This is a genomic window from Runella sp. MFBS21 (assembly GCF_029433105.1).
GTDB lineage: Bacteria > Bacteroidota > Bacteroidia > Cytophagales > Spirosomataceae > Runella.
Map to the genome: position 1 here is coordinate 57,647 of NZ_JARNTW010000020.1, position 16,574 is coordinate 74,220.

The following is a 16,574-nucleotide window of genomic DNA, read 5'->3' on the forward strand; positions in this document are numbered from 1 at the left end:
GGGTCTAGTTTTGATAGAAATTATTGACGATGGTCAAGCCTTAGCGTTGTTTGTCGTCATTGACGAGCATCAACATCGCTTACCTCCAAAAACAATGTATGAAGTCGGTGCTTAAGCACAGTTAATTGTAATAATAAGAATTATGGGTCAAGAAATATCAAGGGTGCTTCAATGGCTTGCGCCCTGACTTTTTCAGGTGTAAGGATTGAAAATCGGGGCTAAAGGCCCTTGTATTATTTTCATGTTTTTTAGCCCTAGCCTACAAGAGTTGGGTTTAACAATTATGTACATAAAACACTTCCGCCTATCTTTTTAGGCAAAACAGGAGTCATTCCGAAGATTAGAGAATAACATATAGAAGCTGCTAGGTATAAGCAGAAGCTCAAAATTCGTAATCAAAAGCTATATCAAATAAGTTTTATGAGAAGCCTAAAAGAGGGGAGACACCCCTCGCTCAGTATCTTAGCCGTTCTAGTTTCTCGATTTTTGAGACTACGATTTTACCATCTACCATCTCAATAAGGCCTTCGTTTTTGAAATCGGCTAGGGTACGTACTAGTGATTCCATCGCAGTTCCTGCCACGTGCGACAGGTCTTCTCGCGTGAGAGTGACGACGACGGCATCGCTGTTGGTTTCTTTGAAACGCTTGGCAAATTGCACAATAGCCTCCGCTACTCTTTTGCGAAGCGAATTGTAGGCTAGCCCCAACAATTGATGCTCTTTTTCGATAATCTTATTGGTAAGAATCTGCACAAATTCCTTGGCTACGTCGGCGTTTTTGTATAATAAACTAAAAAAATCATCTTTTGGAATATACAATACTTCGGTGTCTTCGAGCGTGACCGCCGAATCGGTGTAGGTGTGGCCTTCGATGAGGGCTGTATAGCCAATAAAGTCTCCCGGACCACACAAGGCTGTGATGAGCTCTTTGCCGTCAGCGTTTTCTCGGATTATCTTTACTTTTCCACTTTTAATAAAATACAGACGGAAAGGGTCGTCGCCTTCGGTATAAATCACCTTCTTTTTTTTGATGAGATGCACTTTTCTATCTATCGATAGTGACTGCAAACCGTCTTTTTGTTTTGCTTGTTCAAAAAATGCCCCCAGCCCTTCGGGAGTCATCACCGAACGCTTGATTTGGGCTATTTTTTGGAGCCTAGAATTAATAGCCGCCAATAGTTCGTTGATTCCGAAAGGTTTGGTGAGATAATCATCCGCGCCTAGTTCCATTCCTCGCCGCCAGTCGGCACGCTCTACTTTGGCAGTGAGAAAGATAAAAGGAATGCCAGCCAACATATCATTGTTGTTAAAAGCTTGAAGTACCCCAAAACCGTCAAGTACGGGCATCATGATATCACACACTACCAAGTCCGGTTTAGTGTGGAGGGCTTGTTCTATTCCTTCTTTGCCATTGGTAGCAGTAGATACCTGAAAACCAGATATTTCCAATATCTCAGCGGTGTTTACTCTTAATCGGTCTTCGTCTTCTATAAGGAGTATTTTTTTCATTCTTTACTTTTGTTTTAGTTGACCTGCAATCACATGCATATCCAAATCCTCCAAAATAATTTTTAGCACTTCTTCATCTTCAAAATTGAGCGAAGCTACTTCATCGATGAGTGCATTTAAATGTACCATGCTTTCTTCTATTTCTGTCAAATATTTATCTACTTTGTCTGGCTGGTTTGTTTCATGATAATGTCGAGCCAGAATAATAGCTGACTGAATCACCGCCATAGGAGTTCGGAATTCGTGCGATACCGAGTTGATAAATTTTGATTTGAGTTCGTTGAGGTATTGACTCCTCACCAGAGATTGTAAGCGTTCTTGGGAGGAAGCGTCTTCAGTTAATGTGTTATGTAGAGTCTTTTTCATGCGTATGGAGGGATTGAACGTTTTATGAATACAAAGTTGCGAGGCTTTTTCCAGAAAAATCTTGACAGCGGTCAATACTTCTATTTAATTTTTGGCAAAGTTTTGGGCTTTTGATGCACGCTTTAGTCCCTCATTGCGTACAGTATAGCTAGACGAAAATGATTGCTTTATTTTTAAAAATGCAGGTACTCTTTTTAGGATGGAAAAAGAATTTGTAAATAAAATCATAGGACAGCCCTCTGATTTTGATGCTTTTATCAAAAGAGAGGGGTTGTTGATTCCTTACGATAAGCTCTCTATAGTGTATGGCAATACGCCCGTGGGGTATCATTCAACGGATCCCAGCGGGAAAATTATCTTAATCAATGATGTGGAGCTTAAATGGCTTGGCTATACTCGTGAAGAGGTTGTAAAAAAAATGACTTGGCAAGACTTATGTACCACCCAAAGCTACGATAGATTTCAGGAACATTATAAAGCACTCGTGGAAGAGGGGCACTTGTTGGATTTGTTTATGGAGTGTGTTACTAAAACGGGGCAATCGTACCCTGTGGTAGTAAATGCCATTTCGCTGTATGATAAAACGGGAAATTTTGTGATGGCCAGAACCACCGTGGTTCAGATTATAGAGCAAAAGAGATTGGAAGGTGAATTGCGAAAAAAAAACCAAGAATTAGAAAGTCTTAACAAGCAATTATACGAGCTTAATCAAGAAAAAAACCGTTTTTTGGGCATTGCTTCTCATGATCTCCAAACTCCTTTGACCAATATTCGCCTTCTTACAGATAAGCTAAAACTAACCCAACAAAATCTCACAGAGCGGCAGCGATATTGGGTGGAAGATATTCAGGTGAGTATAGAGCATATGTCTCACATGATTTATAGCTTGCTGAGCGTGAATCGTATCGAGCAAGGTGTCAATATGCCTCTGCTTGAGGCTGTCAATTTAACCAATTTTTTGGCGCATATCTTAGGGCGGTTTCAGGTCATTGCCAATCGCAAACATATTGGGCTTCGATTTGAATGTGATTCTGATGAGGCATGGGTAAAGGCAGACCCACAATATTTGACCGAGATAGTTGAAAATCTCCTATCAAATGCCATTAAGTTTTCTCCAGCTGGTCATGATGTGCGCGTCAAAGTAACTCATGCGGAGAGCCATGTGCAGCTTTTGGTTTCGGACGAGGGCAAAGGCATCAAGCCAGACGAGATGCCACTTTTGTTTGGCAAATTCCAGAAGCTAAGCACGCGTCCTACTGCGGGCGAAAGTTCTACAGGCTTGGGGCTATCGATTGTGAAAGACCATGCCGAAAAAATAGGTGCTACCGTAAGTTGCCAAAGTGAATATGGAAAAGGAGCCACTTTTAGCGTTATATTTCGCTGTATTTGAACATTAAAAAATCTAAAAGCTGCTAATTACCATGATTTTCGGGCAGTAATAAATGAGTTGGGAGGTTTGTTTGCTTTGTTTACAATCAGGTAAATCTATTGACGGTTGTCAAGGTAAGGCTTAAGAAGTGTTGCCACCTTTGCAATGTCAATGAAGGTTTATTACTAAAAACAAAACACAAACCATGAACACTCAAAGCCATTTTACATTAGTCAAAGGTGCACTTTTTGCTGCTGTTTGTTTAACCCTAGGGGCTTGCAATTCTTCATCCAAACACGAAGCATCAAATACTGACACTACCTTTACAGTCATAGAAGAAACAAAGACCCTAGACAATCCTTCTGACGTGTCTTTTGATTCGGCGGCTTCGGCTTTAAAAAAAGGAGAGTGGGGTATGGTGACTACGCATCTGAAGGCAGGTATCGCAGCGTATAAAGAAGAAGCAAAAAAAGAAAAGCCTGAGCGCCAGGGTGCTATTGATGAGCAAATCAAAAAAATAGAAGCATTGGTTCCTAAAGCGGAAGCCAAAAACCTCAATTTAGACGAACTTATCCTCACTACGGGGGTAGCCGAACTGGTGACACTCCACCGAGCAATAGAAGTTACGGAAGAACTCACTGCTATTACGCCCGAAAATAGTCAGCATTTGAGACAAACGCTCGCGGATTTGGAAAAACAAGCTGAAGTCTTACCCGCCGAAGCAAAGCAAGAAATTAAGAAATTGACTTCTGAGGCTCATGCCAAATTAGAAGCTTACGAGAAAGCACCTGCCAACAACAACCAAAAAGAACATCAAGCATTGAAAGAAAAACTCTCAAAAATCAGAGAGGTCATACACAAGCATTTGTAGTTCATTCTTTCCCTACCACACCATTTTCTAAGGCACAATAAGCCACGAAATTTCCTTCTGCAAAAACATATTTCTGATTCCTTTTTAAAAAATTCTTTCCAACCAAATTAATCATTTACAACAATGAAAAGGCTAAGTATTGCATTTTTGGTTGCTTGTGTATCCTTAGGATACGCCCAAGCACAAAGTACACAGAGCGAAGAAGTCGCTATGAAAAGTGTAAAAAAAGGTGAAGAACCTAAACAAGTACTCGATGCTTTGAAAAAAGATTTTCCTGGTGGTGCTGTTCAGGGTATGTCGGTGATTCCTTTATCGCTTTATGGTAAAGAGTGGTCGGTTTCGGAACGAAACAAGATAGATGATAAAAGTAGTATCAGCCTCTATCAAGTAGATGGCAAAGGTAAAAGTGGTAATTTTAGTGCGGTCTATGACAATAATGGCAAACTCATGAGCTACAAAGAAGTCATTAAAGACGCTGAATTGCCTACTTCGATTCGTACGACTCTAGGCAATCAGTTTGCGGGTTGGCAAGTTACAGGCGACCGTGAGAAGGTAAAATATAACCACGGAAATATAAAAATAGCTTATCGGGTCAATCTTAAAAAAGACAAAGAGCATAAACATGTTTTCTTTGATGAAACAGGTAAGATAGTACGCACCGACAAGAAAATGAAAATATAAGCTTCTTAAAAATTAAAAACTCAGTGCAGCGGTGCTATCACCGCTGCACTGAGCTTTTAATATTGAGAAATTAAAATATTAAATCAGACGCTGAATGATGTCATTGACAGAAATACCTTCTGCTTCTGCTCTAAAATTACGCACAATGCGGTGGCGCAAAATAGGAACAGCTACCGCTCTAATGTCTTCTATATCAGGAGAATATTTGCCATTGATGAGGGCATTACACTTCGATGCCAAAATGAGGTTTTGTGAGGCACGTGGGCCAGCGCCCCATTCGAGATAGCTTTTGGTGTCTGCACTCGCAAACTCTCCTCCGGGGCGGGTTTTGTGGACTAGCTTTACGGCATATTCTACTACGTTGTCGGGGACAGGCACGCGTCGAACAAGGTGCTGAAATGCTTGGATTTCTTCGGCCGAAATCACCGTGTTGACCACAGGGCGATTGTCGGTAGTTGTCGCTTTTACGATGTTTAATTCTTCTTGATAGGAAGGGTAGTCGAGGTTGACCATAAACATAAAGCGGTCTAGCTGCGCTTCAGGAAGCGGATAGGTCCCTTCTTGTTCGATGGGGTTTTGGGTGGCCAAAACAAAGAAAGGACGTCCAAGGCTATGTTTTTGTCCCGCCACTGTTACGGCATACTCTTGCATGGCTTCTAGCAATGCCGATTGTGTTTTGGGAGGGGTACGGTTGATTTCGTCAGCAAGGATAATGTTAGCAAAAATAGGCCCTTTGATAAAACGGAAATTACGCTCATTGTCGAGTGTTTCTGATCCCAAAATATCAGAAGGCATTAGGTCAGGAGTAAACTGGATTCGGTTAAAACTCAAGTCAAGAGCGCCGGCAATTGTCTGAATCAAGAGCGTTTTGGCGAGTCCGGGTACACCCACCAATAAGCAGTGTCCTTGACAAAATATAGCCGTCAATAGCAGACGAACAGTGTCGTCTTGCCCTACAATCACTTTACCGATTTCCGAACGGAGTTTTCCGTAAGATTCTTTCAATGCCTCAGCGGCTGCTACATCAGAAGTAAACTTCATTGAGGATAATAGTTTATGAGTTAATGGTTTATGGAATGGGCGTTCGATTATTTAATTTGAAAATGCTTTTAAGTAGGTGACTATGGTAGGTAAATGTACTTAATTTAAAAAAATAAAAACGCTAATTCCCCTCCTGATTAATACCAAATATTTGACAGCCTTGATATTCAGGTTCGACGTTGATAAAAACATCTGTTACCGCTTTCTTAAACCATTCATCCACAGCTTTGGTTTTTTTGTTGGCCAATACGATATTGGTAAGCTTCTCAAAATCATCTTTAAGATTGGCCGTGTGAGGCTCAATTTTGCTTTTGTAATAAACAATTCTCATGGCGGTTTTACCGTCGTCTGTTCGATAGTTGAGCGGCGCACTAATCGTGCCAACTTTCATAGTATCGAGCATCATATAGAGGTTGTAATCCATTGAAGCATCCAATGGTAAGCGAGAGTTTCCCGTTTGCTGCTCTTTTAAGAGTCCTCCTGCATCGGCGGTATTTTTGTCCTCTGACCACTTTTTAGCGGCTATTTCAAATTTTAAACTATCGATTTGAATTAAATGCTGAAGACTATCTAAAATACGTTTTGGTGCTGATAAGTCCATCCGATTATAATCAGGACGAAGTAATATGTGGCGGCTATGGTATTCGGCACCCCGGGTTTCGAGCAATTGGATCAGGTGAAGACCATATTCTGATTCAATAGGCTCTGATATCTCATTGATTTTGAGTTTAAGAGCGGCACCTTCGTACTCAGGTACCATAGAACCCCGTTGCGCAAAACCTAAATCTCCACCTTGTTTGGCTGATTCTATATCCTCTGAATAGGCCGAAGCCAAAGATGCAAAGTCTTCTCCTTTTTCGATGCGTGCCTTAAATTCAAGCAGGCGATTGCGGAGCTCTTCTTTTTGGGCTTTGGTAACTTGTGCATAGCGTACGATGTGCCCAATCTCTACTTCGGCTGGGATATAGGGCAAACTATCTTTAGGAATCGAATTAAAAAACCTCTTTACCTCGCTAGGGGTTACTTTAATCGCACTCGTAATTGTAGTTTGCATCTTTTCCGAAATCATGCTATTCTTGATTTCTTCCCGAACTTCAGTTTTGAGGGCTTCGATGCTTTTACCGTAGGCTTCCACAATATTTTTTTCGGAGCCAAAGCGCCGTGCCATTACCTCCATACGGGCATTTACTTGATTATCGACTTGTTTGTCTTCCACAATTACCGAGTCAATTTCAGCCTTAGCCAAGAGCATTTTTTGTACTACCAAGCTTTCTAATGCTTGACAAGGATTGGGCGCAGGTTGGTTTTGGGCTTTATATTGCAAAATCAACTCTTCGAGTTCTGAGCGTAAGATGTAGTAATTGTCAACTTTGGCAATCACTTTATTGATACTAGTGCTTTTGCCTTGCGCATACACTCCTACGACGGTGATGAGAGAAAGAAGGAGTGAATGAATGAACGTTTTTTTCATGTGTTTGATTGGTAAACTGCTATAATTGGTGACATACGATATTGGGCCTTATTTGGCCAATTTTCGTAATTCTTCTTCGTTGATTTTAACGGCAAACTTCTGGCGTAATCGCTCCAGCCAATTTTGCTCTAGTTGTTTTTGATAATCATTAATTACGGCCCCTCGTGCTTCAGTAAAAGTTTTGATTCGGGCAGGCTCAATTTTACTTATTTCAATCCAGACTTTTTTGCCATCTTGGGAAAGCGTTTGGCTGCCTACTTCCCAGCGAGCAGCATCGATGAAGGAATTGCTTCCTTTGGCAAAGGTACCATCTACAATATTGATTTTACCAATTTTGAGCGCATTTAGTGCTTTTTCAAGGTCTTTTTTGGAAGTACTAAAAAACTGAAAACTCACCCTCCGATTGCGTGCCGCACTCGAAACAGGCTTAAATTTTCCATAATCTTTCTCAAGAATTTTAGTAACTGGGATACGGTTGTTGACCAATGCCTTGATGGTATTGTGTAATCGTGCCGTTGAGATAGAGTCTGACTCATTGGTGTCGCTATAGGAAGATACTTCTACTACGTAGTTGTCGTTGTTGAGAAGGGTAAGCGCTACATCAAAGATATTTTCACGGTGCTTGGCCGTCAAGGTCGTAGATTTAGGTTCAAACAACAAATCAGCACTTTTTCGACGAAGTTGGTAAGGGTAGGAGGACAAAGACTCTTGGGCTCTTTTAAGTAGACTGTCGCTGTCCGAAACTACTATATTAGCCACTACTCTTTCTGGGTAGCGGTATTTGTCTTTGTGCTGATTCCAGTATTGTTTTTGCCCTACAGAATCTACCAGTGATTTTTCCAAGACATTGGCTTCCAGGGTTTGAGAGTACAATACCCCGTCGCGCATTTCGGTCATTAAAGCCTTAAAGTCTGGGTATTTTTTCTCTAAATTTTCTTCTTCAATTTCTACCAACATTTTATTGACAAACTGCTTATAATATCTTTTTGCCAAAATATTCAAATCTGAACCAAGAGCTACAGGAGCTTGTCGGTTGTACAAATATTCAAAAAACTGATTGACCGTAAAAGCCTTATTATCAATCTGGAAAAGAGTTTTGCTGTCGAGCGAAGTGGGTAGGGGAGCTGGGATTTTCCATTTTCCACGAAGCAGAGAAGTATCTAGACTAGCAATGGTGTTTTCGCGGATATTGTTTGGTTCAGTTATTTTATATGCTTTACGTAATTTTGCATAAAGATTTTCTTGAATCAACTCAGAGCGTGAATCGGTGGTGACTTTTTGGCGAAGTTGAGGAGCCAACTCGGTAAATGATTCAATAGGCTTGCGGTTGATAAGTTTGATAATGTGCCATCCGTAGTTGGTTAAGAAGGGGGCCGAAATATCACCTCTCTGACGAAGTGCAAAAGCGGCTTCTTCAAAAGCTGGCACCCAGTCGCCAGTTTTAAATTCTCGTAACACCCCACCAGTGGTTTTGGTGGTGGCATCGTCCGAATAATCCCGACATACGATGTCCCATGCTTCTTGTTTGAGCAGACTATAAGCTTGCTCAATTTTTGCTTTGGCAGTGGCTTTTCCTCCGTCGGTGGCGTTGGGGCTTACTCTAACTAGGATATGAGCGACTTGTATTTTGCCGCGTGAAGGTCGGCGGTCAGCTATTTTGATAAGATGATAACCTGCATTGGTACGAATGGGGTCAGAGATTTTTCCGATAGAAAGCTGGTAAGCTGCGCTTTCAAAAGGATATACCGTTTGGAAGGCTGTTAGGTATCCCAAGTTTCCACCTTTTTGGGCCGTAGCAGCATCTTTAGAAAAGCGTTCAGCAGCTTCTTCAAAGCTTATTTCTTGCTGTAACATACGACTTCGAAGTACCACTGCTGCTCGATAAGCGGCAAGGGTATCGGCAGGAGTAGCGTCTTGAGGGGCTGCAATGAGTATATGCGATATTTTGAGTTCTTCTTTGAGGCGTTCGTAAGCTTCTGCTACTAGATTGTCAATGAGCACATTGTCGCTTAGATACGGCTGGGCTAGTTGCTTTCTGAAAGAGGCGATTTCTTCCCTAAAGGCAGCCGTTGTGTCGCGCCCTTCGCTTTGTGCTCCCAGTACTTTGAGTTTGAGATTGGTAAACAACTGTAAATACTCACTGATACTAGTAGGTTTGGTAGTATCGTCCGAAAACTGATTTTTGGTAAAAGATTGGAAAAATTCGTCGGTGCTAAAGTTTTTGTCCCCAATAGACAATATAACTGGCTCTGGGGGAGCTTGAGGAGGTGCAGGCTTGGAGGTTTTGCAACTTCCTAACCCGATAAAAACCATGCCAACGATGAAAAAACAATACTTCATTCTCAACTTTTTAATTCTAAACACGAATCTCTCTTCATTTATTGTGAAGTTTGCAAAGTTAACCCAACTTTCTGAAAGTTATACAATCTTCTTTTGGGAGTCAAGAATTGTATTTTACGAGTTATCTTTGCAACATGCGTTATTTTATTGAATTAAGTTATAAAGGTACCGAATTTCACGGGTGGCAGCGTCAGCCAAATGCAAACTCGATTCAGCAAGAACTAGAACGAGCTTTTGAAGTGATGCTTCGGCAGCCAATCGAAATCATAGGCAGCAGTCGTACGGATGCAGGAGTACACGCGGAACAGCAGTATGCTCATTTTGAAGTGGCAGAACCGATAATTTGGCCCGAAAAAATAATTCATGGACTCAATAGTATTTTACCACGTGATATTGCCATCAAACAATTTCATCATGTCAAAGACGACATACATTCTCGTTTTGCTGCTACTCACCGTTGCTATCAATATCGCATAGTACGTCAAAAAAATCCATTTCTAACGGGGCTTGTCTACCAGTTTCGCCCCTCATTAGACCTTTTGGAGATGAACAAAGCCGCTGCATTATTGCTGAAGTACGAGGATTTTGAATGTTTCAGTAAAATACATACCGATGTAAAAACATTTTTGTGTAACATCGAACAAGCTTATTGGGAGGCAAGTGATGTGGGGCTTGTCTTTCATATCAAAGCCAATCGGTTTTTGAGGGGAATGGTCAGGGCGATAGTGGGTACTTTGCTTGAAGTAGGGCAGGGGCGCATGACTATCGAAGCTTTTGAACAGATTATTATTTCTAAAAACCGAAAAAATGCGTCGGCTCAAGCGCCTGCCTGTGGGCTTTTTTTGACGGAAGTAGGCTATCCGTGGGAAGATATTTTGGTCTAAGAATTGAGTTTATTGTGTTGATATTGAGTTGATTATGGTCGGGAGTAAATTGTGTGTTTTTGCATAAAAAATAATATTCATTGGAAAAAATAGGAATTATCATTTTAGCGGCTGGTGAATCAAAACGGATGGGGTTTCCCAAACAACTGTTAAACATAGAAGGCGTTTCGCTTATTCGACGTACGGCAGAAGTGGCTTTGGCTACGGATTGCTATCCGGTGGTGTTGGTGATTGGTGCGCACAAAGCTCAGCTTGCTCAAGAAATCATAGACTTGCCGCTCACCGTGATTGACAATCAAATGTGGCACGAAGGCATGGCATCGTCCGTAAAAATGGGGCTTGCAGGCTTGTATATGACTTACAAAGATGTGGAGGCGGTTATCATGTTGGTATGTGATCAGCCCTACATTTCGGTATCTTTACTGGAACGGATGATAGAAATTTACCGCACCAAAAAGCCCCCCATTGTGGCTTGTAAATATGAAGACCAAGTAGGCGTGCCCGCACTTTTTGACCGCAAGTTGTTTGAAGAGTTGCTTAGTCTTACAGGTGATAAAGGAGCTAAGCCAGTCTTAATGAATCATTTGGATGAGGCCTATTTACTCACTTTCGAAGCCGGTAGTATTGACCTTGACACTCCCGAAGATTATAAAAATTTTCAATCGGATACCTAGATTTATCAGTCGCCTGTTGGTCTTTGCGGCCACAGGCGTTTTTTACTTATCCAATCGCCTCAAAAAAACGTTCTAGTTTTTCTGGGCTAAGTTGGCCATTGGTACGGACACTACTGCACAAATCTAGTCCGAAAGGCTGTACTGTTTCGATGGCTTCCCTGACATTTTCGGCTTTGAGTCCGCCAGCCAAAAACAAAGGAATCGAAATGTTTTCGCGAATCTGGCGACTAAGTGCCCAATTGTGTACCCTTCCTGTTCCTCCTAGCTCCTTGACTTGTAGATTGGGGTTGCCACTGTCAAGCAAAATCGTATCCACAAAGCGGGAAAGTTCTATGGCTTCCTCAACCGTTTTTTGGTCGATGACATGCACTACTTGTACTAGTTTGACGTGTGGAAGTGCCTGACGAATATCCGTATAACTTCCCTCTTGAAGGGCATCTACTATCTGAATAGTATGAGTTTTTACTTTTTGGTAGTGGGCTATGATACCTGCAGAAGAAGTTTCGCTGGTCAACAAAAAAGTAGAGATAGGTGGAGGAACACTGGACGAGATTTGGGCAATAAGCTCATCTGAAATCACACCCGGACCACTTGGCATGTGTCCGACCAGCCCTAATGCTGAGGCTCCATGCGCAATAGCCAACTGAGCTTCTTGAAGGCTACTGATACAACAAATTTTTACGCGGGGTTTAAGGGTTCCTTGCATATCATCTATAAGGTTAGCCATGACAAGTTACTGACAACTTGCCACGGCTCTATTTTTAAAATCTACTCCTTTTGCTTAAAAAGTAACTTTGACGGTTATTTTTTCATTACCTCTCTCCACTTCTGCCTCTACCGTTTGCCCTTTTTCAAATTTTCCCAAGGCTCCCATATAATCATAGATTGTATTAAGAGTGTATTTGCCTAAAGTCAGGATTAGGTCGCCACCTTTGATACCTGCGGCTTCGGCGGGTCGGTTTTTTGAAACGCCATCAACTTTGATTCCCGGACCATTAAACGAATAGTCGAGCAGTAAGCCCATGGTCACTTTAAAACTCATATTGCGCGCCATTGGCATGGCTGTTTCGCGGTATTCTAATCGGTTGGGAAGTTTGTCGATAGTATTGATAATCGCCGTTACCGCATTCAAAATCTTGGCTTCTCCTTTGAAATTGATAAGGTGGGTGTCGTCGCTGGGGCGGTGGTAGTCTGAATGAACTCCCGTGAAGAAAAATAATACTGGTATGCGTTTGGTATAAAAAGATGTATGGTCAGAAGCTCCTGCCCCCGAAGAATCAATTTTAAACGCCATTTTTTCTTTAGCCATTACGGTCGGAATCGCTTCTCCCCAAGTAGGGCTTGTACCCCAGCCTCCAATGGTGATTGGCTTGGCTTCGTCAAAACGTCCAATCATGTCAAAATTGAGCATAAAGTTTACTTTGGATAAATCAATGGTGGGGTTGTTGGCGTAGTATTTGGAACCAAGTAGCCCAAGTTCTTCGGCCGAAAAACAAATAAAAAGGAAATTGTGAGCTTCTTTGATGTTGTTTTTGGCATAGTAACGCGCGAGTTCAAGCACGCCAGCCACTCCAGAGGCGTTGTCGTCAGCCCCATTATGAACTTTACCTTTGGCATTGGCATCCAATGAACCTCGTTGAAATCCTTCGCCCAAATGGTCATAGTGGGCACCGATGATGATAGTTCGGTCAGCACCATTGTCGAGGTAAGCTACTACATTGCGCGCGTCTAGTACATGTACGGTATCGATGTTGGCCTTAAAAACTTGCTCAAACCCATTGGTACCTTTGGGGGAAAGACCGATTTCTTTAAAAAAATTGGCAATGTATTCAGCGGCTTTTTGCTCGTCTTTGGTACCTGTACCACGCCCTTTAAGTTCGTCGGAAGCCAAAAAACTAATATGTTTTTCTACATTTTTGGCAGAGATAGATTGGGCTTGCGCTATTGATTGACAACCCATTAATACACTCAAAATAAAGGCATACTTTTTCATATCTATTATTTAAAAATCAAAGTTGAGACTAAATTTTTACGCTTTCTGATTCGCGGATAAAAAGATTTCGTGTCGGATAAGCAAATGTAGCACCGTATTGGTGTACAATCTCGATGATTTTGAAGTTTATTTCTTCTTTGGTTTCAATAAAAATCCGCCAAAGTGAAGTATGGACATGGTAAATGACCAGAATATCTAGTGAGCTTTCACCGAGGTTTTCTAAGCGGACAGTGGGGGGTTTGGAATTGGTAAGCGTATGGGATTCTAAATAAGACCGAATAGATTCTATAATTTGGGAAAGAGTTTCGGGCGAAGTATCAAATGAAAGCCTAACGTAATATTTGGCTCTACGATAACTCCTCTGCGTTATGTTTTCGAGGGCTTGGGTAGTAAGCAGGCGATTGGGTACGGTGATAAGACTACCATCTTCGGAGCGAATGCGCGAACTTCGAAAGCCGATTTGTTCGATATCGCCCGAAATTTTGTCAAGTACAATGCTATCACCTACCACAAAGGGGCGTTCGAGCATGATGGCCACCGAAGCAATGAGGTTTTCGAGTGTCTCGCGAGCGGCCAAAGCTATCACCAATCCCCCAATTCCCAGACTTGTAATGAGCGCCCATACATTGACTTCATATACTTTGTGCAGAATGGTGAAAAAACTGGTTAAAGTCCAAATGATAATGATGATATCTTTGAAAAAAGGAACAAGCTGGTCATCAATAGGACTAGGAGTAGAGGCGGCTTTTTGCTTGAAAATAAGCGCAATAAATTTAATGACTCGGATACCCAACCAGCCAATCGTAGCTCCTAAAACACTGAAAAATAAACGTTCGATAACCATGAGCCAGCCAAATTTATCAGCAGGTTTCCACGCCCAATGAGTAGGTATTGTTAAGTGCCTGAAAGCCAAAAATAAAACCACTAATGTGATAAGTACCTCAAAAGGACGACGGGTGAGTCGGACAAAATCAGCTAAAGGGATATTGCCAGATTCGCTTTTGATAAAACGGTAAATCATTCGAGTAATCGTAAATGATAACCCTCTCCTAATCAATACTCCTAGTCCTAGGATACCAACAAACCAAAGTATATCCCGGATTGTATTTTCTAAAATGGTGTAGTCAAGCCACCTTGGCAGATTTTCCATAATAATCGTCGATTTTTAGGATGCAAAACAACAATTTTGCGCTGTTAAATGAAAAAATAACCTAGAAAAGCCAACAAACCATAGTTCTTTTGTGGGCTTTTTTAGAATGGATTGCTTTGAGAGAATATAATAAAATATGAATGCTGCTATTGACCTTGGAAATACATTTGCAAAAATAGGATGGTTTGAAGGAAGTACATTGATACGTGCTCAATACAAAATCCCTTTTGATGCCTTAACAAATATCTTACTGGAAGAATTGCCCGAAAAGGCGATTTTATCTTCAACCAGCCACGATACTGGAATATATGCCTTAACCTTGCAACAAAAAGGAGTAAATACATTACAGCTTGCATCCGATACACCACTGCCAATCCAAAAGGAATATGATACACCCCAAACCTTAGGGGCTGACCGTTTAGCGGCGGCAGTAGGTGCCAATGGTTTGTTTCCAAATGACAACTGTCTAGTGATCGATATGGGGACATGCATTACTTACGATTGGGTGAGTGCAGAGGCAGTTTTTCGAGGAGGAATAATTTCTCCGGGGTTTCGTATGCGATTTCAAGCGATGCACTCGTTTACAAAGAGGTTACCTTTGATTGAAATGGAAGAAGCTACTTATTTTATGTCTTTACCATTTGTAGGAAAAAGTACCCGTACAGCTATGCAAAGTGGCGTTTTCAATGGATTGTTAGCCGAAATGGAAGGGGTAATTGCTCGCTATCGCCACGAATATGGCGAATGCCGCGTAGTATTATGCGGAGGAGACGCTCCTTACTTTGAAAGTCTACTTAAAAATCGCATCTTTGCGGCTCCAAATCTAGTTTTGATGGGTTTGAATCGAATTTTACAACACAATGTCAATTAACAAAAAGAGTAAGCTTCTTAAGTGGAGTTGGGTAGTAGGGGCAGTTTGTTTAGTACAAACCTCTAGTTTTGCGCAAGGTCTAGGCAATTCTCCTTATTCGGCCATTGGTATCGGAGAACTCCTAAGTAAGGGCTACGCTCCCGCCAATGGAATGGGAGATGCAGGCGTAAGCAATGCCAATCCGCTCTATATCAATTCTCTAAACCCTGCTTTGTTGGCTCGAAACCGCTACACCATGTTTGATGTTGGAGTAGTAGGCCAATACAAAGGAATCCAAGACAGCCGCCAAAGTCAGCGTGATTTTGGTGGGAATTTAGCTTATTTGGCATTGTCGTTTCCTGTTGCCCCCAAATGGTCTTCTGGTATTAGTCTCAAACCCTACAGTTTTGTAAATCATCAACAAAATTCCTATGGGCGTATTGGAAATTCTATTTATGAAGCTCAATATGTGTATAGTGGTAAAGGTGGTCTCAACCAGATTAATTGGATGAATGGTTTTCAAGTGACCAAAAACCTTAATTTAGGTTTTGATGCTACCATGCTTTTCGGAAACTTTAACCAAAGTGTTACATCTCAGCTTCGTATTGGTGATAGTCGCGACTATATCGTAAGTCGTGATGATAGGTTGAATTTTAATGATTTTAATTTTAGAGCGGGAGCGGCTTGGCGTCAAAAGTTAAAAGGAGATCACTTCCTGAATTTCGGAGCTACTTATAGCCTTCAATCAAATGTCGCTACTGTTCGCAACACCACTTTAGAGGTACTCAACAGTGCAAATCGTCCTATCACTAATCCCGACACAATCACCCAAGCAAACTTATCTATTAAGCTTCCTACAACTTGGCGCGTGGGCATAAGCTATGAATACCTCTATCGTTTGACGGTAAACTTAGACTATGAACGTCAAAATTGGTCGCAGTATGTGGGCGTGTCAGGCAACAACGAATCTATGCGTGATGGACAAAGCTACCATATTGGATTGGAATATCTTCCTAAATATAATTCGACAAAGTATTGGGATTTGGTGTATTATCGTGCTGGTTTTACTTTTAACAAAACTCCTTGGGTCATTACGGGTACAAATATTGATGATATGAGCGTATCTTTTGGTCTTTCGCTACCGGTAGGACAAGGTTTTACCAATCTCATTAATATTTCGTTTGTTGCGGGGCAACGGGGTACAGTCTCCTCTCAAACTTTCAGAGAACGATACGGACGAGTAACACTGGGCTTCTCTCTCAAAGACGTATGGTTCCGGAAATTTAAGGTCGATTAAGTCTACTTTAACTCCGTTTTTTTGCTAATTAGGTATAGCTTTTTTAAAAAATGTCTTGTTAAAAAATATTAAAAACT

Annotated in this window: 15 protein-coding genes; 7 read left to right on the forward strand and 8 right to left on the reverse strand. The window is 41.5% G+C overall.

What is annotated here, in order from left to right; translation table 11 throughout:
* Nucleotides 1-454: 454 nt before the first annotated feature.
* A complete protein-coding gene (locus P1X15_RS26060; protein WP_277341073.1) occupies nt 455-1,510 on the reverse strand; it encodes a response regulator in 1,056 nt (351 codons plus the stop codon).
* 3 nt (nt 1,511-1,513) lie between these two features.
* On the reverse strand, nt 1,514-1,876 hold the full coding sequence (locus tag P1X15_RS26065; RefSeq protein ID WP_277341074.1) for a histidine kinase dimerization/phospho-acceptor domain-containing protein: 363 nt from the start codon (nt 1,874-1,876) through the stop codon (nt 1,514-1,516).
* A 199-nt stretch (nt 1,877-2,075) separates the two neighbouring features.
* Here P1X15_RS26065 and P1X15_RS26070 point away from each other — a divergent pair, with 199 nt between their 5' ends.
* The 3 genes from P1X15_RS26070 (at nt 2,076) to P1X15_RS26080 (ending at nt 4,797) form a co-directional block, all read left to right on the forward strand.
* Nucleotides 2,076-3,266 carry a PAS domain-containing sensor histidine kinase gene (locus P1X15_RS26070; RefSeq protein ID WP_277341075.1) on the forward strand — a complete coding sequence of 397 codons (1,191 nt, stop codon included), beginning with the start codon at nt 2,076-2,078 and terminating at the stop codon, nt 3,264-3,266.
* Nucleotides 3,267-3,450: 184 nt separating this feature from the next.
* Complete coding sequence (locus P1X15_RS26075) at nt 3,451-4,116, forward strand: hypothetical protein (protein WP_277341076.1); 666 nt, start codon at nt 3,451-3,453, stop codon at nt 4,114-4,116.
* A 123-nt stretch (nt 4,117-4,239) separates the two neighbouring features.
* Nucleotides 4,240-4,797, forward strand: coding sequence for a hypothetical protein (locus tag P1X15_RS26080; protein ID WP_277341077.1), 558 nt, complete (start codon nt 4,240-4,242; stop codon nt 4,795-4,797).
* 78 nt (nt 4,798-4,875) lie between these two features.
* On the opposite strand, the gene P1X15_RS26085 is transcribed toward P1X15_RS26080, so the two are convergent.
* From P1X15_RS26085 to P1X15_RS26095, 3 genes are all read right to left on the reverse strand, one after another.
* Nucleotides 4,876-5,838 (reverse strand): MoxR family ATPase, encoded by a 963-nt coding sequence (locus P1X15_RS26085; protein ID WP_277341078.1) that lies wholly within the window; start codon nt 5,836-5,838, stop codon nt 4,876-4,878.
* A gap of 121 nt (nt 5,839-5,959) precedes the next feature.
* On the reverse strand, nt 5,960-7,309 hold the full coding sequence (locus P1X15_RS26090) for a peptidylprolyl isomerase (RefSeq protein ID WP_277341079.1): 1,350 nt from the start codon (nt 7,307-7,309) through the stop codon (nt 5,960-5,962).
* A gap of 48 nt (nt 7,310-7,357) precedes the next feature.
* Nucleotides 7,358-9,649, reverse strand: coding sequence for a peptidylprolyl isomerase (locus tag P1X15_RS26095; RefSeq protein WP_277341080.1), 2,292 nt, complete (start codon nt 9,647-9,649; stop codon nt 7,358-7,360).
* Nucleotides 9,650-9,783: 134 nt separating this feature from the next.
* Here P1X15_RS26095 and truA point away from each other — a divergent pair, with 134 nt between their 5' ends.
* Together truA and P1X15_RS26105 are read left to right on the forward strand one after the other, a co-directional pair.
* Nucleotides 9,784-10,533, forward strand: coding sequence for a tRNA pseudouridine(38-40) synthase TruA (gene truA / locus P1X15_RS26100; protein ID WP_277341081.1), 750 nt, complete (start codon nt 9,784-9,786; stop codon nt 10,531-10,533).
* Between the two features lie 80 nt (nt 10,534-10,613).
* Nucleotides 10,614-11,207 (forward strand): NTP transferase domain-containing protein, encoded by a 594-nt coding sequence (locus P1X15_RS26105; protein ID WP_277341082.1) that lies wholly within the window; start codon nt 10,614-10,616, stop codon nt 11,205-11,207.
* Between the two features lie 46 nt (nt 11,208-11,253).
* Here the strand turns inward: P1X15_RS26105 and P1X15_RS26110 are convergent, their stop codons facing one another.
* The 3 genes from P1X15_RS26110 to P1X15_RS26120 are packed head-to-tail and all read right to left on the reverse strand — an operon-like array spanning nt 11,254 to nt 14,350.
* The gene (locus P1X15_RS26110) at nt 11,254-11,934 is read right to left on the reverse strand and encodes a phosphoribosylanthranilate isomerase (protein ID WP_277341083.1); all 681 of its coding nucleotides are present in this window, start codon (nt 11,932-11,934) and stop codon (nt 11,254-11,256) included.
* A 54-nt stretch (nt 11,935-11,988) separates the two neighbouring features.
* Nucleotides 11,989-13,200: a M20/M25/M40 family metallo-hydrolase gene (locus tag P1X15_RS26115; RefSeq protein WP_277341084.1), complete on the reverse strand. Its 1,212-nt coding sequence runs from the start codon at nt 13,198-13,200 to the stop codon at nt 11,989-11,991.
* 28 nt (nt 13,201-13,228) lie between these two features.
* Entirely contained in the window at nt 13,229-14,350 is a 1,122-nt protein-coding gene (locus tag P1X15_RS26120; RefSeq protein WP_277341085.1) for a mechanosensitive ion channel family protein, read from the reverse strand.
* Nucleotides 14,351-14,486: 136 nt separating this feature from the next.
* Between P1X15_RS26120 and P1X15_RS26125 the strand changes: the two genes are divergently transcribed.
* Nucleotides 14,487-15,221 carry a type III pantothenate kinase gene (locus P1X15_RS26125; protein WP_277341086.1) on the forward strand — a complete coding sequence of 245 codons (735 nt, stop codon included), beginning with the start codon at nt 14,487-14,489 and terminating at the stop codon, nt 15,219-15,221.
* A complete protein-coding gene (locus P1X15_RS26130; protein ID WP_277341087.1) occupies nt 15,211-16,497 on the forward strand; it encodes a hypothetical protein in 1,287 nt (428 codons plus the stop codon). Before P1X15_RS26125 ends, P1X15_RS26130 begins: the two co-directional genes overlap by 11 nt.
* The last annotated feature ends 77 nt before the right edge of the window (nt 16,498-16,574 follow it).

What these genes read in the sequence shown, in the direction of transcription:
- P1X15_RS26060 (WP_277341073.1), bottom strand. Translation starts at nt 1,510, where the DNA reads ATGAAAAAAATACTCCTTATAGAAGACGAAGACCGATTAAGAGTAAAC.
- P1X15_RS26065 (WP_277341074.1), bottom strand. Translation starts at nt 1,876, where the DNA reads ATGAAAAAGACTCTACATAACACATTAACTGAAGACGCTTCCTCCCAA.
- P1X15_RS26070 (WP_277341075.1), top strand. Translation starts at nt 2,076, where the DNA reads ATGGAAAAAGAATTTGTAAATAAAATCATAGGACAGCCCTCTGATTTT.
- P1X15_RS26075 (WP_277341076.1), top strand. Translation starts at nt 3,451, where the DNA reads ATGAACACTCAAAGCCATTTTACATTAGTCAAAGGTGCACTTTTTGCT.
- P1X15_RS26080 (WP_277341077.1), top strand. Translation starts at nt 4,240, where the DNA reads ATGAAAAGGCTAAGTATTGCATTTTTGGTTGCTTGTGTATCCTTAGGA.
- P1X15_RS26085 (WP_277341078.1), bottom strand. Translation starts at nt 5,838, where the DNA reads ATGAAGTTTACTTCTGATGTAGCAGCCGCTGAGGCATTGAAAGAATCT.
- P1X15_RS26090 (WP_277341079.1), bottom strand. Translation starts at nt 7,309, where the DNA reads ATGAAAAAAACGTTCATTCATTCACTCCTTCTTTCTCTCATCACCGTC.
- P1X15_RS26095 (WP_277341080.1), bottom strand. Translation starts at nt 9,649, where the DNA reads ATGAAGTATTGTTTTTTCATCGTTGGCATGGTTTTTATCGGGTTAGGA.
- truA (WP_277341081.1), top strand. Translation starts at nt 9,784, where the DNA reads ATGCGTTATTTTATTGAATTAAGTTATAAAGGTACCGAATTTCACGGG.
- P1X15_RS26110 (WP_277341083.1), bottom strand. Translation starts at nt 11,934, where the DNA reads ATGGCTAACCTTATAGATGATATGCAAGGAACCCTTAAACCCCGCGTA.
- P1X15_RS26115 (WP_277341084.1), bottom strand. Translation starts at nt 13,200, where the DNA reads ATGAAAAAGTATGCCTTTATTTTGAGTGTATTAATGGGTTGTCAATCA.
- P1X15_RS26120 (WP_277341085.1), bottom strand. Translation starts at nt 14,350, where the DNA reads ATGGAAAATCTGCCAAGGTGGCTTGACTACACCATTTTAGAAAATACA.
- P1X15_RS26125 (WP_277341086.1), top strand. Translation starts at nt 14,487, where the DNA reads ATGAATGCTGCTATTGACCTTGGAAATACATTTGCAAAAATAGGATGG.
- P1X15_RS26130 (WP_277341087.1), top strand. Translation starts at nt 15,211, where the DNA reads ATGTCAATTAACAAAAAGAGTAAGCTTCTTAAGTGGAGTTGGGTAGTA.